25 protein-coding genes and 2 pseudogenes are annotated in these 23589 nt (G+C 38.9%); 24 read left to right on the forward strand and 3 right to left on the reverse strand.

What is annotated here, in order from left to right; all coding sequences use genetic code 11:
- Nucleotides 1-345: 345 nt before the first annotated feature.
- Entirely contained in the window at nt 346-729 is a 384-nt protein-coding gene (locus MKY93_RS03375) for a DUF302 domain-containing protein (protein ID WP_078817072.1), read from the forward strand.
- A 446-nt stretch (nt 730-1175) separates the two neighbouring features.
- On the opposite strand, the gene MKY93_RS03380 is transcribed toward MKY93_RS03375, so the two are convergent.
- From MKY93_RS03380 to MKY93_RS03390, 3 genes are all read right to left on the reverse strand, one after another.
- Nucleotides 1176-1370 (reverse strand): hypothetical protein, encoded by a 195-nt coding sequence (locus MKY93_RS03380; RefSeq protein ID WP_340758244.1) that lies wholly within the window; start codon nt 1368-1370, stop codon nt 1176-1178.
- Nucleotides 1324-1905 carry a hypothetical protein gene (locus MKY93_RS03385; protein ID WP_340758245.1) on the reverse strand — a complete coding sequence of 194 codons (582 nt, stop codon included), beginning with the start codon at nt 1903-1905 and terminating at the stop codon, nt 1324-1326. The genes MKY93_RS03380 and MKY93_RS03385 overlap by 47 nt, the downstream gene beginning before the upstream one ends.
- Before the next feature lie 333 nt (nt 1906-2238).
- Nucleotides 2239-3213 carry a hypothetical protein gene (locus MKY93_RS03390; protein ID WP_340758246.1) on the reverse strand — a complete coding sequence of 325 codons (975 nt, stop codon included), beginning with the start codon at nt 3211-3213 and terminating at the stop codon, nt 2239-2241.
- A 595-nt stretch (nt 3214-3808) separates the two neighbouring features.
- On the opposite strand from MKY93_RS03390, the pseudogene MKY93_RS03395 reads away from it, so the two are divergent.
- The 23 genes and pseudogenes from MKY93_RS03395 to MKY93_RS03500 all read left to right on the forward strand — a co-directional run.
- Nucleotides 3809-4090, forward strand: a pseudogene (locus MKY93_RS03395) (TcaA NTF2-like domain-containing protein); the annotation flags it as partial.
- 193 nt (nt 4091-4283) lie between these two features.
- The gene (locus tag MKY93_RS03400; RefSeq protein WP_340758247.1) at nt 4284-5531 is read left to right on the forward strand and encodes an S-layer homology domain-containing protein; all 1248 of its coding nucleotides are present in this window, start codon (nt 4284-4286) and stop codon (nt 5529-5531) included.
- 61 nt (nt 5532-5592) lie between these two features.
- Entirely contained in the window at nt 5593-5763 is a 171-nt protein-coding gene (locus MKY93_RS03405; RefSeq protein WP_340758248.1) for a hypothetical protein, read from the forward strand.
- Between the two features lie 322 nt (nt 5764-6085).
- Nucleotides 6086-6424 carry a hypothetical protein gene (locus tag MKY93_RS03410; protein WP_340758249.1) on the forward strand — a complete coding sequence of 113 codons (339 nt, stop codon included), beginning with the start codon at nt 6086-6088 and terminating at the stop codon, nt 6422-6424.
- Nucleotides 6425-6534: 110 nt separating this feature from the next.
- Complete coding sequence (locus MKY93_RS03415; protein ID WP_340758250.1) at nt 6535-7305, forward strand: PIN domain-containing protein; 771 nt, start codon at nt 6535-6537, stop codon at nt 7303-7305.
- 271 nt (nt 7306-7576) lie between these two features.
- Nucleotides 7577-7864 carry a hypothetical protein gene (locus tag MKY93_RS03420; RefSeq protein ID WP_340758251.1) on the forward strand — a complete coding sequence of 96 codons (288 nt, stop codon included), beginning with the start codon at nt 7577-7579 and terminating at the stop codon, nt 7862-7864.
- 277 nt (nt 7865-8141) lie between these two features.
- A pseudogene (locus MKY93_RS20395) lies at nt 8142-8231 on the forward strand (hypothetical protein); the annotation flags it as partial.
- An 85-nt stretch (nt 8232-8316) separates the two neighbouring features.
- The gene (locus MKY93_RS20400) at nt 8317-8439 is read left to right on the forward strand and encodes a hypothetical protein (protein WP_342537474.1); all 123 of its coding nucleotides are present in this window, start codon (nt 8317-8319) and stop codon (nt 8437-8439) included.
- 641 nt (nt 8440-9080) lie between these two features.
- Nucleotides 9081-9863 carry a dioxygenase family protein gene (locus tag MKY93_RS03430; RefSeq protein WP_078817079.1) on the forward strand — a complete coding sequence of 261 codons (783 nt, stop codon included), beginning with the start codon at nt 9081-9083 and terminating at the stop codon, nt 9861-9863.
- A gap of 377 nt (nt 9864-10240) precedes the next feature.
- The gene (locus tag MKY93_RS03435; protein ID WP_078817080.1) at nt 10241-10552 is read left to right on the forward strand and encodes a hypothetical protein; all 312 of its coding nucleotides are present in this window, start codon (nt 10241-10243) and stop codon (nt 10550-10552) included.
- A gap of 16 nt (nt 10553-10568) precedes the next feature.
- The gene (locus tag MKY93_RS03440) at nt 10569-12473 is read left to right on the forward strand and encodes a XylR N-terminal domain-containing protein (protein WP_340758252.1); all 1905 of its coding nucleotides are present in this window, start codon (nt 10569-10571) and stop codon (nt 12471-12473) included.
- Between the two features lie 28 nt (nt 12474-12501).
- A complete protein-coding gene (locus tag MKY93_RS03445) occupies nt 12502-12993 on the forward strand; it encodes a flavin reductase family protein (protein ID WP_340758253.1) in 492 nt (163 codons plus the stop codon).
- A gap of 47 nt (nt 12994-13040) precedes the next feature.
- Nucleotides 13041-14321: a Rieske 2Fe-2S domain-containing protein gene (locus tag MKY93_RS03450; protein ID WP_340758254.1), complete on the forward strand. Its 1281-nt coding sequence runs from the start codon at nt 13041-13043 to the stop codon at nt 14319-14321.
- A gap of 105 nt (nt 14322-14426) precedes the next feature.
- Nucleotides 14427-14693 (forward strand): ferredoxin, encoded by a 267-nt coding sequence (locus MKY93_RS03455; protein WP_340758255.1) that lies wholly within the window; start codon nt 14427-14429, stop codon nt 14691-14693.
- Nucleotides 14694-14759: 66 nt separating this feature from the next.
- Complete coding sequence (locus MKY93_RS03460) at nt 14760-15788, forward strand: NAD(P)/FAD-dependent oxidoreductase (RefSeq protein ID WP_340758256.1); 1029 nt, start codon at nt 14760-14762, stop codon at nt 15786-15788.
- A 148-nt stretch (nt 15789-15936) separates the two neighbouring features.
- Nucleotides 15937-16323: a VOC family protein gene (locus MKY93_RS03465; RefSeq protein ID WP_340758257.1), complete on the forward strand. Its 387-nt coding sequence runs from the start codon at nt 15937-15939 to the stop codon at nt 16321-16323.
- A 597-nt stretch (nt 16324-16920) separates the two neighbouring features.
- Nucleotides 16921-18201 (forward strand): Rieske 2Fe-2S domain-containing protein, encoded by a 1281-nt coding sequence (locus tag MKY93_RS03470; RefSeq protein ID WP_340758258.1) that lies wholly within the window; start codon nt 16921-16923, stop codon nt 18199-18201.
- A complete protein-coding gene (locus MKY93_RS03475; RefSeq protein WP_340758259.1) occupies nt 18198-19400 on the forward strand; it encodes a dipeptidase in 1203 nt (400 codons plus the stop codon). Before MKY93_RS03470 ends, MKY93_RS03475 begins: the two co-directional genes overlap by 4 nt.
- A gap of 15 nt (nt 19401-19415) precedes the next feature.
- The gene (locus MKY93_RS03480; protein ID WP_340758260.1) at nt 19416-20177 is read left to right on the forward strand and encodes an SDR family NAD(P)-dependent oxidoreductase; all 762 of its coding nucleotides are present in this window, start codon (nt 19416-19418) and stop codon (nt 20175-20177) included.
- Between the two features lie 17 nt (nt 20178-20194).
- Complete coding sequence (locus MKY93_RS03485) at nt 20195-20554, forward strand: hypothetical protein (protein ID WP_245799455.1); 360 nt, start codon at nt 20195-20197, stop codon at nt 20552-20554.
- Between the two features lie 79 nt (nt 20555-20633).
- Nucleotides 20634-21710: a TRAP transporter substrate-binding protein gene (gene dctP, locus MKY93_RS03490; RefSeq protein WP_340758261.1), complete on the forward strand. Its 1077-nt coding sequence runs from the start codon at nt 20634-20636 to the stop codon at nt 21708-21710.
- Entirely contained in the window at nt 21707-22270 is a 564-nt protein-coding gene (locus tag MKY93_RS03495) for a TRAP transporter small permease (protein ID WP_176132503.1), read from the forward strand. Before dctP ends, MKY93_RS03495 begins: the two co-directional genes overlap by 4 nt.
- 1 nt (nt 22271) lies before the next feature.
- The gene (locus MKY93_RS03500) at nt 22272-23561 is read left to right on the forward strand and encodes a TRAP transporter large permease (protein WP_078817087.1); all 1290 of its coding nucleotides are present in this window, start codon (nt 22272-22274) and stop codon (nt 23559-23561) included.
- The last annotated feature ends 28 nt before the right edge of the window (nt 23562-23589 follow it).

The raw sequence follows: 23589 nt of genomic DNA on the forward strand, positions 1-23589 counted from the left end.
GCACCACACAATGCTGATAATTGAGTGATGAACAAAAGAAAGAGCCCTTTAACCGAGCGTCTGGTTGGGGGCTTCTGTCTGCTTTTTACATCCTTTCTTTAGACAACAAATAAAGCCCTCTATTCTGTTGATGTAGAAAATGTATGCATTTGAATCAATTGGTAATATGAATAATGAACAGTTGTTTTTAAAAAGCAGATTCAATAAAAGTCGATCTGGCATCAGATTGGTTCAATTTGAACTTTTACATAACCCACCCTTTCACATAGATCATCACAGCGTTTTAATTCTTTCATAATGGGAATCCTACAAATGAAAGAAGATAAGCAAAGGAGCTGGGAAAATATGTTCGATTATACGGTTGAAACGACAAAAGGAAAAGATGAAGCGATCCGCGCTTTGGAAAATAGCTTGTCGGAAGAGAAGTTTGGTGTCCTTTGGAATTTTGATTTGACCAAAAAACTCAAAGAAAAGGGTGCTGATTTTGAAACTCCGTTTACTGTTCTTGAAGTTTGTAATCCCCATGAAGCTAAACGAGTACTGACCGAAAACCTTCTGGTCGGCTACGTGTTGCCTTGCAAAATTGTTGTATATGTCCATCAAGGAACAACGAAAATCGGATTGCCACGTCCTACCGCACTATTGAGTATTGTTAAAGACGAGAATATCTTAGGAATTGCAAAAGATATCGAGACTCGTCTAATCGCTGCGATTGATCGGGCGAAGTAACTTGAAAAAGCATGTCTAAATAGCCATAGGATCTTGTGCACCAATCAAATCAGGAACAACTCTGAATGCATACACTGTCATCAAGATTAAATTCTACAGAAAAAAGAAAGCCCTTTAACGGATAAAACAGTCAGGGGGCATTTCCGTTTGCTTTGAATAGGTTACTAGGAGAATTCTATTATCGTTAGAAGATGGTCTATATTCATAACGGCCACGGAAGGATTGTGGGGCAGCTAGATTTTAAATAGGTCCCCACACATTCAAACAGAGTTCTGTCTGTTTCGGGTATTGCTGACCGAAAAAACCGCGCAACACAAAGATGTATCTTCATACAAAGTCGCATATTGTTAGCATGTCCGCTCAACTGCATACAGCGTCCGCGAAAAGTTAGGGAGTGCCGATCGTTCTCCTCCCTGTAGCTGCTAGATTCTATTCGATCTTCCTTTTCATAGAAGCAACAGTAAATCTGTATACCCGATCATACCTATAAAAAAGGCAGGGAAGCTGCTTTCTCGTTCTTCTGGAAGTTCTTCTTTCATGACGTTCAGCACAATGCCGCCCGCTAAAAAGGCAGATAAAATAGAGAGAACCATATCATTCACCTCTGTAAAGACACCGACCAGCCATCCAACTGTAATCAAAACGGCGAGCAACCAACATCCAATACCGATCATAGTCCTCTTTATGCGTGGCACGCAGACCTTTATCATTCGTAACAAAGTGAACACCCATCGCTATGAAATAAAATACCATGCCCCATTCTGTCTGATACTCTCCCCGTAGAAGCAAGTATCCTATGGTCGCGTTATAAAGAGCAAATGAGCCTATATGAAGCCAAAAAACGCCAACTGTCGCTTTATGTTCTCCATCCTTTTTATTGTGCCGTTTAGATGATTTCGCCAGCTGTTCCAAACCATAAAAGAGAGCGAATCCCAGCATGGCTACTATATGGACGTGATTCTCTAAATAGCCGAGGCTGCGTAGCTTCCCATCGAAATCCCTTTGGTACTCACCTAATTCCGGTAGCAAGTGCAAAAACACATAGGCAACAGCTATTCCGCCTGCAACTGATAGAAACCGGCTCCGAGGCTCCACCTTTAAAAACTTCATCACTTTTGAACTTAAATGAATGATGACAAAACCGATGACAAACACGAAACTTAGCCAAACTCCCATGAAATCCTCCTAATCTATCTTATTCCTATCCTTTTCCCACTAGGCTTGCCACAAAACGTGATATATAGTGACTGTTACCTTCTTAAAGTAGGTATCAAGTCTAGGCGTTATAATCAGAATAGTATGACTTCAGCGGAAGCCGGCTTATTTAAGACGGGAGGGTCGGTTACGCGGGTGCAATATACAGTTTTTCTTACTCTGATGCTATTCTGATAACTGAATAATGTACGGAGAAAGGGCCTCCTGATCGAGAAATCTCGGTCGAGAGGCCCTTTCTGTTATTCTCTCTCCAACTTACGATAACACTTTAATTTGCTTGTCGCGCAAGGTTTCTTAACGGAACACATTTTCAGTAGTCAGGTTAAGATGCACCGTGTCCTCGTCGAAATACTGTACCCCCAAGTAATACTTGCCCACTCGGTATACATCCATATGATTGCCGTAGCTCAACACTTCTTTGCCGAATTGTTTTCTGAAATAGGGTCTTAACGACTTTCTATTTCCATGAAGATCGGAGGTTCGGAAAACTCCCCGCACTTTGGCGTTTGATTTTATTGCTTTGCTGTAATCGTTATTGTAGTAGAAGCCGTAGTTTCCAAGCGCAGTATAATAGAAATTATAATGCTCGGCCATTTCCTGGCGGGCATACGGGTCCTGTACGGCAGATTTTAAGTTAGAAAATGACATGCCAAGCGCTCCCGGCACCCATTTCAGCTGCCCCTTCTTGGCCAATGAAGCAAAGGTGCTGTCGAAATAGGCGATTTCTTTAGCGGAGCCTTTTACATACAACTGATAAAATTTCGACTTGAAAGAGCCTGAATGTTTGCTGGCAGTAGACCCATCGTAATAAGGACTGTACTCCTCTATGCCAATCTCTATAATGCTTGAGGATACAAATCTGGCATGCATGCCCGCACCATCGCCACCGAATGCTTTGTTCATAAATATCTTTCCGTTGCGGTTTACACCGATTACTTCAACTGTTTCCGTTCCCCCAGCGCCCGTCTTGTAATAGAGATAGGTATCATTGGTTTTGGTAACCGTGAAACTAATCTCACTGCTGCTCCACCCGCCGACGCCTTGCCAGATTGCACGGCCATCTTTTTTAATGACCGGCTCTTTATTCGACGTGATATCGATCACTAAAGAGTTGCTGAGTTTGATCGGAAACTTTGATTTTTCAGAGGACGGTGAATATGTCTTATACACTTTCTCGTTAGTTTTGGCACTAGCCTTGTTTTCTGTTAGAAACAATAGAGATGTAATGGCGAGGAAACACACTGCCAATACTTTAACGACTTTTTTCATGGGATTCTCCTTCGTAAAATAAATTTAAAATCTAACTTGAAACTACTTGCATTTTAATGATCTTGCTGATTAAATGCTCTGCTACTTAAAATCAAATCAACTGAGTAACCACCTCTTTTCTTTTGATTCAATTATACTATTTCAGGTTGTCTTTTTAATAGAGAATTAGATAATTTTTGTTAAGTGATGTAAGGTTTGAAACTTTCTTTTATCCAGCTATTATTTTTCAACGGCAGCAAGGTTTCTAAGATCAATTTAAATGTGGTACCGTTCAATATTGTAAATTAAGAAAAAAGAGAAGGAGTCTACTAACGGAGAGGGCCTATAGAAAACGATGGAGAATCTTTCGATTTAACAAATGGTGGAGCGAAATCTTTTTCGAGAGAACGAAGAACACAGATAAGGAAGCTAAAGCAGATCGTAAACCAGCAAGCAAACCAACTGGGGAATCAGCAACAGAGCAAGCAGTTCAACCCGTTCAACTACTAAAAGTAGACTTGGATACAGTGCCGGTAACGGGTGCCAGTAATACAGTGAAAGTACACGCGATTAAATCAGTAGATTGACTTAATATTAATTAGAGGCGTATACAACCGGTGGCATAGAACAACTTGGGTACTTTGTTCATCCATCGTCCTCATTTTATTCTGAACAAAAGAAGTACATGAACTCATTAAATTCACGTGATGTTGAACTCATCGATCATTCGATTTCATCAATGGAAAAATTAGCGCCGAATAAGTATAAAGTTACCGTGAATGAGCAGTACTCAATCTATGAACCGGAGAAATGGTATAGTGAATCTTCCCAAACAAGTCATTATACAGTTGATTTGTTAGATGGTTCTTTCTATATTAAGGAGTTCTCGTTTAAATGAATTTCGTATCAATCTCATTTGGGAAGTTCTGTTTATGGTTACCTGAACTTCTCAAAATAGTGTCAGACTTGTATAATTTACAGCGTGATTTATAAAATTAAACTCTATGATTTTACTGTATACTACCTAATGCGTTGTTGGTAAAATATGATTAGCTAGTAATCATATTTTACTAGACAAGAGGAGGGAGTATATGAAGAAGATTGTATCGATTTTCAGCTGGACCACGTTGTTGCTGTTGGCCTCGTTCATTTTTGTCGGAACAAACCAAGCATCAGCGAAGGAGTTCAAAGATGTGCCCAAAAGCCATCCGAATTATGAGGCGATCCAGGCAATGCAAAAGGCTGGGTATATTGGCGGTTACCCTGATGGGACATTCCGTCCGAATGAAAAAATTAGCCGGAAGCATGTAGCGCAGTTGCTTGAAAAGGCAGTGAAGCTGCCGGGACTGTCATCCAGTAAGGTGATTTATACGGATGTGCCGAAAAGTCATCCATATTACACGCCGATCATGAAACTGTCGCAAGCGGGAATTGTAGGTGGATCAAATGGAAAGTTTAATCCGAATTCTACCATTACTCGCATCCAAATGGCGAAAGTGTTGGACTTGGCATTCGACTTGCATATGGGACCTTACCAACGACCGTTTGAAGACGTTAATAGCAATCACTGGGGGTATCCACATGCAAGCGCAATGTATTCGAGCGGTGTATCAAAAGGGGATAACGGAAAGTTCTACCCGAGCCGACCTGTCACGCGGGCGCATTACGCGGAATTTTTACAGCGCGCAATCAATGTCACTAAATCACGTCCGAATACGACTGCTGTGACGAAAGGAAAGGCAGTGGACCTTTCATACCGCCTGCCGCATATTATTGAAGGGATTATTTTAGAAGGAAAATATAAGAAGAAATCATTCAATACTATTCGTCCGCAATTACTTCAGTATGTGACGAAGGAGTTTGCGGATACGAAATTGAAGAACTATTATCCGCATGCATGTACAGAATGCGATAGTTTCTATTTTCCATACTATTTAGATACGAGCATAAGATTCAGCTTCAATCAGCCGAACAGTTATGCGGTCAATGTGAAAACGGTTGAGTTTTCAGATGGCTTGTCTGGCGGCGGGTTTGTAGATTACAAATTCATAAAAGAATCGGGCACTTGGAAAATGGCGAATTATACGTATGAAATGGTAGGGAAACGGCATCTGCAGCTTACGGTTAACGAAGCGCAAACGATTCTAAAACAGGATTATCAAGACTATGGTCACCGCAATGTTACCGTAAGCTATGTATCGACTGTACGAGACACGGCTCATGATTATAAAGCTGATCAAAAATATTCGTACGATAAGTATGTATTTAGAGTCGAAACAAACAAAGGCCGTTTTAAGGTAAGCTTCCAATCTAATGATGGAATGCATTATGAAGACTAAGAACTGGTCTTGATACAAATCAGAGAGTTGATTAAGGGAAAAGAAGGAAGTTTTTAACCGGTTGAACTGCTTCCTAATTGTTAGTGATTGTTTAACAATTGGGGTGGCAGTTCATTTTGCATTAGCGGACTTATTTGTATTGATACATTATATTATCGTGGAAATGTTAGATGAAATAGAAGCAGTGAAATTTAAAGAAATCATTTTTATCTCACCTTTCCATTTTCCGTAACCTGTATACACACCAAGACAAACGACCCTCTCAATTTAGCCGTCATTGCTAAAATGCATAATTCGCATGAGTTACTTACTAGGCACGAGAAAGAGAAAGAATATAGTTAATTCTTAATACACTTTGCCTGTTTGAATATTTTACATACAATAGGGTGGGGATAAATATGACTGTAAAGTTGGAAATCCAATTATTGAAAGTACACGCCAAAATGCACGAATTGTCCTTATGTTTTAGTTAAGATCTCTAAGCGTCACACGGAATTATAACCTGTCCTGACAACCGAGCGGAAAAAAAGGAAGGAGTGTTGGAAATGTGGAGCTTGTTTAGAAAATTTTTGTTGCCGCGTGAGCACGATGAATTTTCGGAGTTGATGAAGCGGGCAACTGATTTGGGGATGAAGGACTCAAAATGGAATAATTTTAAAAGTGATTCCCTTTTATTTAGTTCAAGCAGTCGACATGACGATTTCTCTGATGAGATGGATGAATTGGAACGTCAGCAATTTGAGAGTTTAGAGCTTCAACAAAACCATATAGATATGCATGACCCTTACATCAACCCAGGTGTCAGTATAGTGGTCGATGAATCCTATCATGGAATCGATCATGGAAGTGCTGATTCGGATTTTACACATCATAGTGGACATGATGGTTTTTAAGAAAGGATACTACAGTTGGAGGAAGAGTAAAAATGGTTCTTATTTTCATATTTTCTTACCTTGCAAAAAAAGAGGCTAGTACTTCACTTATTAGTTCGGCGGTTACTAGTATGATCGTTTTTAATGCAATCTTAAGTCTATATTTCCTATTGTTGCATCCTAAAATCACCAAAGGAAAGCTAAATGGGGGAATGGCCTCCTTCTTATCATTTATATCCATAGGTTTGGGACAGGCTTATAATCGACAGCTTGTTAAAAGTATTTTGTTTCTTGCCTTGTATCTCGTTCTGTTTGTCAGAATAACGAAACAAGGGGATGATTTCTCGGGCTGGGCTGTTTTCTTTGTCCTGTTCGTTTTACCGATTCTCTCTATGTTTGAGGCCAATTACAGTTCAGGAAAAATGAATCAACGACTTGCAAAAAAACAGCAAAAAAAGCAGCTGGAACAACGTGCAGGACTTCTTACTACATACCATGAAAATAACCACCAGTTTGCGGTCGATACGAACATTCTCATGCATGATGCAGATTTGTTGATCCATTTATTGGGTACTAAGCAAATCAAACTCATCATCAGTAGTCAAGTTTTTAAAGAATTAGATGGGTTGAAGAACAACAAAGAAAAATTGACTAGAATGCGTGCGCAATTGGCGTTTGATGTAATTGAAGCGTATCAGCGCAAAGGATTGCTGAAGCTAATTCAAGTGCCTGCATATGATAAGCTGCAAAAATTGGCCTTGTCAACGTCTGCTGATGAGAGAATCATCGCAACCTATTTATATGAATTCAAAAACGGTGCAAACAATCTGCTGTTTTTGTCAAATGACAAAGGTGCCCGCATTATTGCTCGTAACGCCGGCATGCCGGTTGCGGAGGTATAGAAGAAAGTATCGTGGCATTCTTAGAGAACAGCAAGTGTATCCGCACACTCGTTTGGATCAATCAAATCCATTGGCTAATACGTTCTATTTCTTATAATCCATCTTTAATATATTTTATCAACTAATATCCGCAATACTCGGGTGAATTAACCCAGGAGATTGCGGGCTTTTTTGTCTTTTCACTATTTTACAAGAAAATACATAAACTTGATAAGATAAAATCTAGACTACGAGAATATTATTCAAGAGGCCGGAAAGGGGAATGGGGCAAATGAAAAAGCTGGTCATTATTATTGCGGGGGTGATCGTGCTACTTCTCCTGCCAGTTAGGATGTGGATGGCGAAGGAGGATACCGCTATGCAAGTGACTGTGCTCGATAAGACAGTTCCGAAGGGAGTCTTTCAAATTTCAAAAACATCGAGGGTTCTGAAAAATAACTTCTATGTAATGGACTTCATGGCCTTCGTATTTATTAAAGGGTGCCTAAACGAAAAACGGCTGACCATCCCTCGGGCTGGTTGGCCGTTTTCTACTTCATTAATCCCTACCGTACAATAAACCGCATATTTACGTTTTCAGTCAGTAACTTTCCTTCTTTAGCCGGGACCCCTTGTAGAACGGTCAAGTAGTAGGCTTTCAGTTCCCATCGACTTTGCGGAGAAATTATTAACTGGTGGATATGAAGCTTCAAGATACTACGATCGGATGGCGTTTTGTCAATTCAAAAATGGAAGAGCTCCATGGTGTTGATAGCATGCCGCAAACTGCGGAAAATGTAGCTAACGATTAAAGTATCTCCAGAGAGAGACAGGATGCATTTGCATACCAATCTCAAATGAAGACAAAAGCAGCACAAGAGTATGGTGTATTCAAAGACGAGTTTATCCCTGTTACTTATAAGACGCGTAAAGGAGAAGAGGACACTGTTGTTACTGACGAACACCCACGCCTTGGGACGACATTGAATGTGCTAGAAGGGCTGCGTCCCTTATTTCCTGACGAATCGATCGATTACAGCGGGAAATGCTTCAGGTGTCAACGATGGTGCAGCACCCGTTTTATTAATGAACGAAGAGAAGGCAAATGAACTGGGTCTGGCGATGTGCAATCGGTGTCGGACAAGGTATATCTAATCTGGTAGAGAGGGATTAACGGAATTCTAGGAGACGAAGTAAAAGTACTGACTGAACGGATTAGTATTCATTAATTATGAGTTGTATTTGAAAGTATTCACTTTCCGCAACGATGTCGTCAGCTAAATGGTAAGAGCCGAAGTGCATCAGGGTGAGTCTCTTTTCTTTTAGTTTCAAAAGAACTTGGGCACGTCCATCGATCCGGATGGTCAGCTTACATGAACCACTCCGGCCCGTATGCCGCGACCTCTTCAAGTCCTCAAAAATAGCTGGTGTAGTCGACAAAATAGATGGAATGCTCCTGATTATCGTTGACATTTCTATAACCGTGTCTCTTGAACAAACGACCCAATCCAACGAGGACAAAAGATGTCGGATCTCCTTTCAGCCGTCTGGTTATTGGGAAAATTAGGGGAGGCATCACAAACATGTCAGTATGAATAAGTCTAAAACCGCTCGAAAATTAACCTTATACATATATTGTTATTGATAATACAAAAATCTATAATTAATCCATTGATAAAATATTCCGTCATTTCAGAAAACCCGGAATGCTCTTGGAGGTGAAAAAAGTATTACTATATACTTTTCGATTATGGAAAGATATTTATTAATCACACAAATCTTAAGGGGGATTTAAAATGCAAAAACAAATTACTAAAAAAAATGAACGTGTTGAAGAAGTCTTCGAATTATTTATCAAACATATCCAATCATTTTTAAGTGAAGCAAATCTAAATCATGAAGAATATACAAATTTTGTGAATTGGGCAGATCGGCTTGGACGCACAGGTGAACTGCCACTTTTCGCAGACGTTTTCTTAGAAACCCATGTGTTAAGAGCAATGTATACAGAAAAGCCTGGCACGCAGCCCTCTTTATTAGGACCATATTTTATTGAAGGATCTCCTTTAATAGAGTCTGTTGCTGGACAGCCATTAGTGTTAACACAACGTGAAAATGAACCAGGCGAAGTTTTGTATTTTAAAGGCAACGTTAGTAACGTTGATGGTAAGCCGCTTAAAAACGTTCGTGTAGAGATGTGGCAAAATGATGCCTCACGTAAATACTCAGCTTTTGATTCTGATGCACCTAGATATAACTTTAGAGGTCACTTCTTCACTGATGAAAACGGTGATTTTGTTATAAAAAGTATTGTGCCGCTTCCTTATTCTATTCCTACAGAAGGACCGACAGGAGAGTTTTTAGATTATACTGATCAGCATCCAATGAGACCAGCCCATCTTCATTTCATGTTTGAAGCAAATGGTCATGAGACGTTAATTACCCAAGTGTTCTTTGAAGGTGATGAATACCTTGAGACAGATGTAGCAGATGGCGTTCGTCTTGATTTGATGACTACGCTTGAAGATAAAGGTGATCATAAAGAATCGAAATTAAACTTTGTTATGCGTAAAAAATAAACAACATAACATAATAGTAGGCTGTGTTAAAGTCTTGGTCATAATTAGAAGAGAACGGTATCCGACGATGTAATCCGTTGGGTGTCGTTCTTTTTACGTTTAAACCATTGAAGGGACATTTACAGTGTGAAATAGTTGTGTTTGTTGCTTTAAGAGTTGCAGCATTTTAATACTAAAACGATAGTAGAAAAGGGTTTTTTAAGCCTAATAGTATATTGAATATAAAGATTGGATGGCTGTATGATAAGAGTGTAGGTTGAATATTTAGAATCTTTGATTTAGAGATAATTGGTTGGGAACTATATTAGACTAAAAGTATTTATGGTTCGGGCAGATATTTTAATTTAGTGATACAAAATACAACAGGAGGGATACGGATGCAATTAACAGTAGTTAGCAGCAAAGATTCAACAAATCATATTAATGAAAGCATATTCCATTCGCCTGATAAACAGTTTTTTGATTTTTGTTCAGTAAATTATCGTATTAACCGTGGCATTTTTAACGTTATTGACAGCTGGTTTTATGATTATGGATGGATTGATATAATAACCCGGCGTAAAGTAATTGTTCAATACTTAACATTTCTGTGCGAGAATGAGTTTTACAATGAAAAGAAATTGTTTTTACAGTTTGGTAAAGGAGGAGTAAAAGGAAGTCTAATTCTTTTCATTGATTACCGATGCTGAATCAGGAGTGATCTTATTGAGTATTCAAGCTAGTGAACTAACTCTCGACCATCTAATCCAAGTCACAGAACAATCAGGCGAAGGATTCCAGAATTTGAATATGACTTTATTAAGTACGGATGCATTTGGAGTGTTAAGAAAAGACTTAATTACAGCACTTGGAGTTGGAAGAGCGAAAAGATTTTTGCTTAGGTATGCATTTCAATCGGGTGCGCATGAAGCCAGAATTCTAAAAGACGCAATCATTTGGACGGATGATATAGAATGGCTGATAGCTGGATCTAAACTGCATCATTTGACGGGAAGAGTTTTTTCTTATACCGAGAGATTCCATGTAGATATGGAGAAAGGTATTTTTGATGTATCGGGTTATTGGCTAGATTCGTATGAAGCAAAGCAACATTTAAGATATTTCCCTGTTCATTCAGAATGTATCTGCCACTTCTTGGTTGGTTATGCAAGCGGATACACGAGTGAGTGTTTGGGTAAACAAGTCATCTTTAAAGAGATAAAGTGTAAGGGAAAGGGAGATGAATATTGCAGCTATGTAGGTAAGACAGTCGAACAATGGGGTAAAGAAATTTCAGAAGAATCAATATATTATGAGGATGAGGAATTATCTGATGAAAGAGATCAGATGTTTAGAAAGGTTGAACAGCAAAATGAAAAACTTGAGATTGGCTATTCCTTAAGTCGGAACCTTACTAAAGCGATGTTAGAGGGAGAAGGCTTTCCTGCATTTTCACAACTATTAGGTGAATGTTTGAATTGCTCAGTTTTGATAGAAAATAGGAATTATGAAACGATTGCTGAATTTGGAAAAAAACCTGGAATGAAGACACTTATGAGTGTTAGTAATTTTCTGGGTGAAGAAATGATAAATTCAGGCGGAAATGAAATAATTGAAACAACCTTAAAAGGTAAAACTTTCACGCTGCTTACCGTGCCTATAACTATTAAGGATCAAATCAATGGATTTATTACGATAGATATCAATCAAAGAAGTAATGATTTCATAAAAGATCTACTAGAACGTGTTGCTACAATAGCCGCTTTACATATGCAGAATGAACAAGTGGCTATTGAGACAGAACAAAGGCTTGAAGGCGAGTTGCTAGAAAAATTACTTAATGAAAAGAAAATGGATTGGGAATGGATCAGTAATAGATTTTCTTACCTCGGCTACAATTTATCTGAACCTCATTATATTGTTCATATAGATATTGCTGGAAAAGATAAGAAAAAAGGAGATCTCAAGGAGTATGAATACTTAAAAGTCAGAAATCAAATTACAAACTTTCTTCAAAAACAAAAAGAGTATGTATCAAATATTTTATTGCTAACAAAGTTGAATACTGTCCAAGTTGTTATTTCCAAAAAACTAATTGAAGATGAGCAAACTACTATAAAAGACTTTGTGGAGCTTCTGCTGAAAAATATTAAAGGAGATAAAGAACAAATTTGTATGGGGATCAGTAATGAAACACATAAACTGTCGGACTTTAATAAACGAGCGGAAGAAGCAAGAAAATCAGTAGAATTAGCTAAATTCAAATCAACAAGATCGGCAGTTATCTTAACAAGTGATTTAGGACATTTAACATTATTTTTAAATGCACGAGAGCCAGAAGAATTGGAGTTATTTGCTGAAGAAAATTTAGAACCCATATTGAATTATGACAAGAAAAAAAACTCGGAGCTTTTGCTGACGCTCTTTTATTATTCTCAAAATGAATTTAACTTGCATAAAACAGCTCGTGAAATGTCAATTTCAATTAGTGGAATGAGGTACAGAATACAGCAAATTGAAGATTTATTGGATATCGATCTATCTAATTCAAACTGTCGATTTGAAATTCAAATCTCGTTACAAATATTCTTGGTGCTAGGAAAGATTAGGATATACAGTACAGAGCATTAATCTTTTAAAATTCGAGGAGGTATTAAAAATGATTGAACCGAGAGAATTCAGAAACACGGTTGGACACTTTGCAACTGGGATAACAGTAATTACAACAATTAATGGGAAAGAAAAGATTGGATTAACTGCTAATGCTTTTTCTTCATTATCATTAGATCCGCCGCTGATTTTAGTTTGTATAGATAAAAGATCGGGCAGTTTGAAAGCGCTTAAACGAGATCATCCTTTCGCAGTTAATTTACTGAAAAAAAGCCAGGAGACAGAATGTTGGAGATATGCTAAAAGTTCAGGCGATAAATTTGAAGGAGCAGCTTATAAACTGTCCGAAGAAGGAGTGCCTATTCTCGAGGATAACTTAGCAACAATAGAATGTGTAGTAGCAGATATTATTGAAGGCGGTGATCATTATATTGTGACGGGTCTAGTGAAAAATGCTTCTTATGATGACCAAGGAGAGCCGCTAATTTTCTTCCGTGGGAAAATTGAACAACTTGAACTAGCTAAAACGGTTGAATTATAAAAATGTTGTCCACTCAAATAACACAATGAAGTGAGGAGGAATTTGGAATGCTTACAAATGAAGATAATCAGTTACTGACACAGACAGATGCAGGCACACCGATGGGTGAGTTATTTCGGAGATATTGGATTCCGGCTCTGCAGACTCATGAATTGGAAAGCGATGGGAAGCCACAGCGTGTGAAGTTGCTGGGCGAAGACCTGGTCGCCTTCCGGGATACAGCGGGGAAAGTCGGGCTAATCGATGAACGCTGCCCGCACCGCGGAACCTCCCTTTACTACGGAATCAATGATGGCTGCGGCCTGCGTTGTATGTATCATGGATGGAAGTTCAATACAGAGGGGGAGTGTACGGAAATTCCATCAGAACCGACGGATGGGAAATTCAGAGAATCCATTAAGATAAAGAGTTATCCGACAAAAGAAGTAAGCGGTATCATTTGGACATATATGGGGCCGGAAGGGTCAGAACCTGACTTCCCGGAATTCTATTGGGTGGGACTGCCGGATGAGAATAAATTGGTTGAACGAGTTTGGCAGGAATGTAACTATGCACAAGCGATGGAAAATGACCTGGACTACGTACATGCGGCATTCCTCCATAAAGCACATGGCAATCAGGAAACAGAAGAAGGAATCCTAAGCAGTGACTTGGGTATTGATCCCAATCATCCATTGGTGAAAAATCCGCCGGTCAAACAATCCGTACAGGACACGAATTATGGCAAGCGCTGTGTAGCTGTTGGGATTGGCACGGAAGAAGAAAATGCCTTTATGGAGATCCATTATATTTTCCCATTCTACACATATCCACCTCGCTTTGGAGGGGAGGATGGGATGTGGCATGCATTTATTCCGCGGGATGACCACAGCACTTGGACATGGGACGTGCAGTTTGCCCATAACCGTGCAATTGATGTCCAGGCACAACATGACCGACGCGGCCTGAAGCTGGATGAAAACCTTAAAAAGCAGGTCAATAAGGAGAACGAATATAATCAGGACCGGGACTTGCAAAAAACTGGGAACTTCACAGGGATCCGAGGGATCGCCAACCAGGACCACGCCGCGACCGAAGCGATGGGTACGATTGTAGATCGAACGAATGAACGTCTGGGCACGAGTGATTTACCTGTTATTCATATGCGCCGTATCCTGCTGAAGGAAGTAAAAGAATTCCAAAAAGGAAAAGAACCCTTAAAACTGGAAAATCAGTCATTGAAGAACCTGTATAGTGAAGGCTTGTATGATGACAATAAGAAAAGATGGCAAGATGCCTTTCCCTTGAAAGAGGAATTTGAAAAAGACATGGATAAAGTAAAAAGTTAATTATCCGGGAGAACTATCATGACTTTGGTCTATTAAAAAGAATCTAGAACATACTTCCAAGTGAACATTCATGTTTTTAATACATCAAGATGGAGTGGATAAAAGATGGTGAAATATACAATTGTTGATCAAGAAACTTGTATTGCTTGTGGTGCGTGCGGGGCGACGGCACCAGACATATATGATCACGACGATGATGGAGTTTCCTTTGTACTACTTGATCAAAATAAAGGTATTGTAGAAGTGCCTGAAGAGTTACATGATGATTTAGAAGATGCTCATGAGGGTTGTCCTAGTGGTTCTATTGAAGTTTCTGATGAACCGTTCAATAAAGAAGCTCTAGAAGATGAAAAAGATTATTCAAGAGTTTAATCCGTCAAAAACATGTAAGTAATTTATTGTCTTTGTATGAAAAAGACTAGAATCGGAGTGACCAAGATGTCTCAAAAAAAAGAAGTTTACGATATTATAATTATTGGTGGAGGTCCGGTAGGGTTATTTACAGCATTTTATGCCGGACTTCGCAATGCATCGGTAAAAATTCTGGAAAGTCTGCCTCAATTGGGCGGACAACTTTCCGCTTTATATCCGGAGAAATACATTTATGATGTTGCAGGATTTCCAAAAGTTACAGGTCAAGAGTTAGTAGATAGTCTATTAGAACAAATGAAGCAATTTAACCCAGTCATTGCATTAAGTGAATCGGTGAGCGAAGTAGAGAAACAATCGGATGGGGTTTTCAAGTTAACTACAAATAAGGATAGTCACTTCGCTAAAACAATTATTATCACTGCGGGAAATGGTGCTTTTAATCCGAAAAAGATCGAATTAAAATCAACTGAGAAATATGAAAATGAAAACTTACATTACTTTATAGATGATCTTAATAAATTTAGTGGGAAAAGAGTGCAGATCTTTGGCGGTGGTGACTCTGCAGTTGACTGGGCGCTTATGCTTGAGCCGATTGCCAAGGAAGTCACACTTGCGCACAGAAGAGATAAGTTTAGGGCTCATGAAAAAAGTGTGGAAAAATTACACAGTTCCCGTGTGAATGTAATGACTCCTTATGTACCAAAGGAATTTAAAGGTGAAGGCAAAATAGAACATGTTATTCTTGAACAAGTTAAAGGTGAGGATATAAAGGTAATTGAAGTTGATGATGTCATTGTTAATTATGGGTTTATTTCATCATTGGGGGCAATTAAAAACTGGGGTCTGGAAATCGAAAAAAATAGCATTGTTGTGAATTCTAAAATGGAGACAAATATTGAAGGGATTTACGCAGCAGGTGATATTTGTACGTATGAAGGCAAAGTTAAGCTCATCGCTAGTGGATTTGGAGAGGCGCCGACCGCAGTGAGCAATGCAAAGGTTTATATTGATCCAAGTGCGAAAGTTCAGCCTCTTCACAGTACGAGTGTTATGGGTGAAGAGAGTAAAAAGAGTTCAGTCGTTGCGGGAATTTAACAAGAGTGGACGAAGAGATTAATGAGACGGAAAAATATCCTGTCTTGATTAATCTTTTTTCTTGAGAAGTTTAATTAAGATTTTGTTATCTTTTGTTTTTGCTTATTTTAATTAAGTATCTCGAAGAATGGAAAGGAAAGTGATTAGAATGGAATTAAAAATAGAACATATAGCCATCGTTACAAAAGATATGGACACATCTATCAAGTTTTACTCTGAGTTGATAGGATATAAGGTCCGTCTTCGCGGGAATACAAAAGACAAAGAATTAGCATTTTTGTATTTGGAGCAACAGCCGGGGATTGAAATTGAGTTAATTAGAGATTTGGGATTGCAGAAAGAATATAACAAAAATGGAATAGTGAATCATTTAGCTTTCACCGTTGACGATATCGATCATGCTATTAAGGAGTTTAAGGAGAAAAATGTTATATTTCAAACGGATTCACCAAATACCACACTTGAAGGGGGACGCATGATACTCTTTGAAGGGCCGTATGGGGAACTGCTACAGTTGGTCGAAAGAGTAAAGTGATTAGAGATACAGTGTCAAATCAGTTTAATATTCCAGAATAATTAGTATCAATAGTTTGATTTGAAAGAAAATTCAGACCTAATAGTGTAATGTTTTTGAGTATTTAATAAGATAGTATTGTTCTTACAGATATATAGCAGATATCCCTTTATAAATGACAGCGCTATCATTACATGGGATTAAGGAATATTCCTATAATAATTATAAAATTTTGGAGTGAATTTATGAGGTGTTAGAACTTGTTCACAGCTTTCACCATTATACAATACATGGTTATCAAACAGCACTGTTGTACAAGTAAGTTCTTAGATTCTAATTTCCTATTATTGTTTTTATACATAGGAGCTGTATATAGTTATTCAGATTTTACTTTAAATAAAACAATAGACCTGCGTAACAGAGGAAAATAACAGTCATGAAGAACATATTGTCTATGAATTTACAAAGCCAAATATATTTACTTTTATAAGCTTCGTATTAAATGACGACTGATCTGCAAATACGGTTGCTTATTTTCGGTAACTGCAAGAATACATTCTAGCAGTACACAATTCAAATCTACTCGTTTAGAAACAATATTTTAAGGGGGAAATTAAAATGCTTACAAAAGAAGATAATCAGTTGCTAACACAGACAGATGCAGGCACACCGATGGGTGAGTTATTTCGGAGATATTGGATTCCGGCTCTGCAGACTCATGAATTGGAAAGCGATGGGAAGCCACAGCGTGTGAAGTTGCTGGGCGAAGACCTGGTCGCCTTCCGGGATACAGAGGGGAAAGTTGGGCTAATCGATGAACGCTGCCCGCACCGTGGAACCTCCCTTTACTACGGAATCAATGATGGCTGCGGCCTGCGTTGTATGTATCATGGGTGGAAGTTCAATACAGAGGGGGAGTGTACGGAAATACCATCAGAACCGACGGATGGGAAATTCAGAGAATCCATTAAGATAAAGAGTTATCCGACAAAAGAAGTAAGCGGTATCATTTGGACATATATGGGGCCGGAAGGGTCAGAACCTGACTTCCCGGAATTCTATTGGGTGGGACTGCCGGATGAGAATAAATTGGTTGAACGAGTTTGGCAGGAATGTAACTATGCACAAGCGATGGAAAATGACCTGGACTACGTACATGCGGCATTCCTCCATAAAGCACATGGCAATCAGGAAACAGAAGAAGGAATCCTAAGCAGTGACTTGGGTATTGATCCCAACCATCCATTGGTGAAAAATCCGCCGGTCAAACAATCTGTACAGGACACGAATTATGGCAAGCGCTGTGTAGCTGTTGGGATTGGCACGGAAGAAGAAAATGCCTTTATGGAGATCCATTATATTTTCCCATTCTACACATATCCACCTCGCTTTGGAGGGGAGGATGGGATGTGGCATGCATTTATTCCGCGGGATGACCACAGCACTTGGACATGGGACGTGCAGTTTGCCCATAACCGTGCAATTGATGTCCAGGCACAACATGACCGACGTGGCCTGAAGCTGGATGAAAACCTTAAAAAGCAGGTCAATAAGGAGAACGAATATAATCAGGACCGAGACTTGCAAAAAACTGGGAACTTCACAGGGATCCGGGGGATCGCCAACCAGGACCACGCCGCGACCGAAGCGATGGGTACGATTGTAGATCGAACGAATGAACGTCTGGGCACGAGTGATTTACCTGTTATTCATATGCGCCGTATCCTGCTGAAGGAAGTAAAAGAATTCCAAAAAGGAAAAGAACCCTTAAAACTGGAAAATCAGTCATTGAAGAACCTGTATAGTGAAGGCTTGTATGATGACAATAAGAAAAGGTGGCAAGATGCCTTTCCTTTGAAAGAGGAATTTGAAAAGGAAAAGGTTTTGGAAAAACGATGAATGAAAAATATTATGATGGTTATACATCTTTTGGATATTTAAAAACTAATAAAGACTACAAAAAATATGAGCTGTCTACAGAGCTTGGTCGTGTACCTGAATATACTTTAGATTTGTCTGAAGATGAACTAAGTAAGTTGGATGAGATAATGAATAGAAATCCTATAGTGTCATTGAGAGACCATGGATTTATTTCCCCTAAAAATCCGAAAGATATTAGACCGTATTGTAGTGAAATGCATACATTCTTCCACTATGAAGGGATTGCCAAATCCGGAGTAGATATAATATTTGAGAATTTCATGGATGGCATTGCTACTATTACCTCTAAAAATGGATTGAAGTGGGATGATGTTATTTATTTACTCGGTATGAGATACGCTGATATCCATCATCAAAATACCGTGTTCTTAGCGAAATCCTATAAAGACCTATTGAGAGCTAAACGTCAGAAACAAACTGCTCTTTTACCATCTTTAGAGGCTGCGAGCATTTTAGAAAATGAAATTGATCGTGTTGATATTTTATATGGGTTTGGTATTCGATGCATGGGGATCACTTATAATGACTCCAACACACTTGGCTCAGGACTGACAGAAAAGCGTGACGGCGGCTTAACAAATTTTGGCCGACGTGTGATCGAGAGAATGAACACATTAGGGATGATTATAGACATTTCACACTGTGGAGACCAAACCAGTTTGGATATTATCGAAGCGAGCAGAAAGCCTGTTCTGATGACTCATGCAGGTGCTCGGTCATTATGGAATACCCCTAGAATGAAACCTGACCATGTTTTAAAAGCATGTGCCGAAAAAGGCGGGATCATAGGCATATGTGCAGCTCCGAACACAACCATGTCAAAAACATTTCCAATACATTCTATCGACTCGGTAATGGAGCATTTTGAGTATGTGAAAGATTTGGTAGGCATAGATCACGTCGGGTTTGGACCTGATACATTTTTTGGAGACCATGTTGCCTTACAAAATGCTTTTGACGACATGCTGGGTATATCGGATTCGCATAGTGGTGAAGCATTTGAAATCTCTCCGTATGTTGAAGGTCTGGAAAATCCATCAGAAGCAATCAAGAACATGATTGGATGGATGGTGAAAAGAAGCTACACGATAAAAGATATAGCGAAAGTCTCCGGTCGGAATGCTATGAAGGTTATACAAGAAATTTTAATAGACTAGGAGAGGGAAAATGTCATGAGCGAGATCAATGAGGAAAGAAAAGTTGCAATAGTTACAGGAGCTGGCCAAGGGTTGGGTCTTGAAATTGCAAAAAAATTCTTATCTGAAGAAATGAAAGTAGTTTTTGTTGATGTGAATCAACAATTGCTGAATGAGGTTAAAAACTCTGCTGATTTACAACCATATCTTTCAAATTCAAAGTTCTTACAAGTGGATGTTTCTGATGTCGCAGCCATAAAGCATAGTGTCAATGAAATCTTAAGAGAATGGTTCCGCATTGATATATTGGTAAATAATGCTGGAGTGCGCAAGGAAACGTCAATCGAAGATATGACTGAAGAAGAGTGGAATAAAATTTTATCAGTGAATTTAGGCGGGACTTTCTTCTACTCACAGGCCGTATTGGCAACCATGAAAAGCCAAAAAAGTGGCCGGATCATAAATATCTCTTCTTACGGCGGTCAAGCTGGGCCACTTTCTTCCGGGGCACATTATTGTGCTTCAAAAGCAGGTCAACTTGTACTTACTAAAACATTTGCACGATCTCTTGCCAGCCAAGGAATCACTGTAAATGCAGTTGCCCCAGCTGCGATTGAAACACCTGAAATGAAAAATATTGATACCAATAAATTGGCAAAGATGAAAGATAGCATACCTGTACAAAGATTTGGAAGAGAAGAAGAAGTAGCTGGCATAGTATCATATTTAGCTTCGGATGCTGCAGGGTATATAACAGGTTCCACGTTTGATATTAATGGCGGATTACTAATGAGATGAAAAAGGAGATGGAAAGATTGGGAATTAAACATGGCGCACCACAAGTACCGAACCCGTTACGAGTCTTTATTACATTTGAATCTACTGGGTGGTTTGATACTACTCAAGAACAGAAGGAAAAAGAACTTTTACCAACGCTTAAATCTATCATTGAGGAATGGAAAGGTAACGGATCCAAGTTGTTGGCAACCTTTGACCGTGATATTTTAACGACAGGACATGCTGGCCCCAATAATTGGCATGCTTGTTTTATCTATGACGTACCAAGTTTGCAAACAGTTACCGATATGACACATTCTTTTCGTGAAACGGGTATAGATCGTTATTTTCGTTTGGAGGCTTCTATCGGCCGTCCATTTTTCTTAGTTGAAAACTAATGTTACAGAATAAAATTCAAATAATAGTAGGGAGACTTATCTCCCTACTATTATTTAGACAATACGGGGAAGTGAAATGATGAAAAAACTATTTATCTTGCTGTCAACCGCATTAATAGCTATTGTCCTTTCTGCTTGTAGTGATAGTAAAGAGGCAAGTGGCAGTGAAAAAGGAAAAGGTGAAGTTATTAAATTGACATATGCTTTTTTTGCTCCCCCTAATACATTTCCAGCTATTCAAATGGAAGAGTGGAAAAAGCGTCTTGAGGAAAGAACAAATGGGCAGGTAGAAGTTGATCTCTTTGCTGGTGGAACTTTACTAGAAGCCAATAATATGTATGACGGCGTGGAGAATGGCACAGCTGACATAGGTTTAACTTCAACTTCTTATGAGCCTGGCAGATTCCCGCTTTTATCAATCTCAGATATGCCTTCTGGTTATAAAAATGCGATGGTTGCTAGTAAAGTTACAGCTGATTTAGTTAATGAGTATCCACCAGAAGCACTGGAGAATTTTAAGATCATCACTACATTTGCCACTGAACCGGCATATATACAAAGTAAAAAGTCTATCTCGTCATTAGCTGACTTAAAAGGAAAACAATTGCGCATAGCTGGCGCACTCGCACCTATTATGTCAGAACTTGGAGCGGCGCCAGTCGGTATGTCACAGGCGGAGGTGCCTGAAGCATTACAGACAGGGATTGTGGAGGGCTATGTATCTTCAAGAGAGATTCTTAAGGATTCAAAACTTGCAGAAGTAGTTGGTTATGTAACAGATTATCCATTGGCTTTAAATACATTTATTGCTGTTATGAACCAAGAAAAGTGGGATTCACTTCCCGAGGATGTTCAGTCAGTAATTGAAGATTTAAATGCAGAAATGACGGAATTTACTGGAGATTACCTAGATAACCACGTTCAAGAGTCTATTGAATGGAGTATAGATACAGAAGGGCTTGAGGTTGTCGAGTTATCGAAAGAAGAGAAAGAAAAATGGGATGGAAAGTTAAGCGACATGCAGAAAGAATCTGTCGAAAAACTACAAAAAGAGGGGCTGCCTGCCGACGAATACTTGGAGAAAATGAAAGAGTTGATCGAGAAGTATAACAGCACTGAAAGAATTATTCCTTTAGATATGGAGGGGCGAGAATGAGAAATGATCAAGTTTTAGAATTTGATGCCGACAATACTAAACCTTTGGAAGACAAGGCAGAAAGAAATATAGCCGATTCTTCAAATCTGTTTTTTAGGTCTACAGAATACTTAAATCGATTTTTTGCCGCCATTGCCGGAGTGGCATTAATATCAATGATGTTATTGATTGTTTTTAATTCTGTAAAACGTCTCTTTTCGGATCCGATTTCAGGGACAGTAGAGATTGTTAGCTGGCTTGGAGCGGTTACGGGTGTTTTTGCTCTTGGCTATACTCAATTGAATAAAGGGCATATCTATATAGATATGCTCATAAATAATTTTCCTCCTTTGATCCGTAAAACTATCCACACAATAATGAACGTGTTAAGCATAGCGTTTTTTATTATAGCTTCTTGGCAACTTGCTTTATTCGGCATTAACTTACGGGATGGAGGAGTAGTTTCAGAAACCATTCAATTTTCCTTTTATCCAATTGTCATTTTATGTTCTCTCGGATTTCTGGGATTGGTCCTCGCTCTTGTGAAAGAAACTATTTTGATCTGGAAAGGGGATTCTTAAAATGGACCCGAATCTCTTAGCTGTTATAGGAATCCTAGCACTATTTCTTTTAATGTTCTTTAGAATGCCAATAAGTTTTTCGATGTTTATCGTTGGATTTGTCGGACTCGTTATAGCTGCGTCGCCAAAAGCTGCATATAACGTTTTGAGCGCGGATTTATGGAATCAGTTTTCTAGCTATTCATTAAGCGTAGTTCCTCTCTATATCTTGATGGGGGAAATTGTATTTCGAACAGGGATAACAGAGAAAATGTTTGACGCAGCTTATAAGTGGGTTGGACATTTTCGTGGTGGAATGGCAAGTACTACCATTTTAGCAAGTGCAGGATTTGCTTCAATTTGCGGATCCAATTCAGCGACTGCGGCAACTATGGGAACTATGGCTCTTCCAGAACTAAAAAAATATAAATATGACAATGCCCTTAGTACAGGAAGTATTGCAACAGGAGGAACACTTGGAATCATCATTCCTCCAAGTACAGTATTAATTGTACTTGCTTTACAGATGGAGCAATCGGTCAAAGAGTTGTTTGTAGCAAGCATTATACCTGGTATTTTTTTAACTGGTATTTTAATTCTCACAGTGATTTACTTGTGCAGACAGAACCCTGAACTAGGTCCTGCTGGTGAGAAGTCAAGCATGAAGGAAAGGCTTGTATCATTAAAGGGTGTTATTCCAGTAGCAGTATTATTCGTATTTGTTATTGGTGGTCTGTTTATTGGCATCTTTACGCCTACAGAATCAGGTGCGTTCGGTGCGTTTGGTGCAATATTAATCTCTTTAGTAATGAGAAAAATGACCAAGCAAAATTTCTTGGTTGCCATGGCTGGTACGCTTCGTTCCTCTGCGATGGTATTAATGCTTGTAGTTGGTGCAATGGTATTTGGTCGTTTTCTAACTATTACAAGATTGCCATATGCAGTCGCGGAGTGGGTAACTAACCTATCTGTTCCGCCAGTTGTTATCTTAATTTCAATTTTAATTATATATGTCATTGGCGGATCTATTATGGATGCACTTGGTTTCTTAATAATCTCAATACCTATTTTTTATCCAACTGTTTTAGCACTTGGTTACGATCCTGTATGGTTTGCGGTAATTCTATGTGTTGTCACAAGCATGGGCGCAATTACGCCGCCAGTTGGAGTCAATGCCTTTATTGTACAAGGGTTAGCTAAGGATGTCCCTATAACCACAGTTTTTAAAGGGTCTTCATATTTTCTAATAGGGTACGTAGCATTTATTGCACTGCTGATAATATTCCCAGGTATTATATTATTTAACATATAGTTAATATGAAATTTACTGCTATAGGTTA

This window comes from Sporosarcina sp. FSL W7-1283 (genome assembly GCF_038003105.1).
Taxonomy (GTDB): domain Bacteria; phylum Bacillota; class Bacilli; order Bacillales_A; family Planococcaceae; genus Sporosarcina; species Sporosarcina newyorkensis.

Excerpts from the sequence above, each read along its gene's own strand:
- MKY93_RS03420 (WP_340758251.1), top strand. The coding sequence starts at position 7,577 with ATGAAAAAGCTGGTCATTATTATTGCGGGGGTGATCGTGCTACTTCTC.
- MKY93_RS03450 (WP_340758254.1), top strand. The coding sequence starts at position 13,041 with ATGCTTACAAATGAAGATAATCAGTTACTGACACAGACAGATGCAGGC.
- MKY93_RS03470 (WP_340758258.1), top strand. The coding sequence starts at position 16,921 with ATGCTTACAAAAGAAGATAATCAGTTGCTAACACAGACAGATGCAGGC.
- MKY93_RS03435 (WP_078817080.1), top strand. The coding sequence starts at position 10,241 with ATGCAATTAACAGTAGTTAGCAGCAAAGATTCAACAAATCATATTAAT.
- MKY93_RS03495 (WP_176132503.1), top strand. The coding sequence starts at position 21,707 with ATGAGAAATGATCAAGTTTTAGAATTTGATGCCGACAATACTAAACCT.
- MKY93_RS03455 (WP_340758255.1), top strand. The coding sequence starts at position 14,427 with ATGGTGAAATATACAATTGTTGATCAAGAAACTTGTATTGCTTGTGGT.
- MKY93_RS03500 (WP_078817087.1), top strand. The coding sequence starts at position 22,272 with ATGGACCCGAATCTCTTAGCTGTTATAGGAATCCTAGCACTATTTCTT.
- MKY93_RS03465 (WP_340758257.1), top strand. The coding sequence starts at position 15,937 with ATGGAATTAAAAATAGAACATATAGCCATCGTTACAAAAGATATGGAC.
- MKY93_RS03385 (WP_340758245.1), bottom strand. The coding sequence starts at position 1,905 with ATGGGAGTTTGGCTAAGTTTCGTGTTTGTCATCGGTTTTGTCATCATT.
- MKY93_RS03460 (WP_340758256.1), top strand. The coding sequence starts at position 14,760 with ATGTCTCAAAAAAAAGAAGTTTACGATATTATAATTATTGGTGGAGGT.
- MKY93_RS03400 (WP_340758247.1), top strand. The coding sequence starts at position 4,284 with ATGAAGAAGATTGTATCGATTTTCAGCTGGACCACGTTGTTGCTGTTG.
- MKY93_RS03475 (WP_340758259.1), top strand. The coding sequence starts at position 18,198 with ATGAATGAAAAATATTATGATGGTTATACATCTTTTGGATATTTAAAA.
- MKY93_RS03415 (WP_340758250.1), top strand. The coding sequence starts at position 6,535 with ATGATCGTTTTTAATGCAATCTTAAGTCTATATTTCCTATTGTTGCAT.
- MKY93_RS03445 (WP_340758253.1), top strand. The coding sequence starts at position 12,502 with ATGATTGAACCGAGAGAATTCAGAAACACGGTTGGACACTTTGCAACT.
- MKY93_RS03480 (WP_340758260.1), top strand. The coding sequence starts at position 19,416 with ATGAGCGAGATCAATGAGGAAAGAAAAGTTGCAATAGTTACAGGAGCT.
- dctP (WP_340758261.1), top strand. The coding sequence starts at position 20,634 with ATGAAAAAACTATTTATCTTGCTGTCAACCGCATTAATAGCTATTGTC.
- MKY93_RS03430 (WP_078817079.1), top strand. The coding sequence starts at position 9,081 with ATGCAAAAACAAATTACTAAAAAAAATGAACGTGTTGAAGAAGTCTTC.
- MKY93_RS03375 (WP_078817072.1), top strand. The coding sequence starts at position 346 with ATGTTCGATTATACGGTTGAAACGACAAAAGGAAAAGATGAAGCGATC.
- MKY93_RS03390 (WP_340758246.1), bottom strand. The coding sequence starts at position 3,213 with ATGAAAAAAGTCGTTAAAGTATTGGCAGTGTGTTTCCTCGCCATTACA.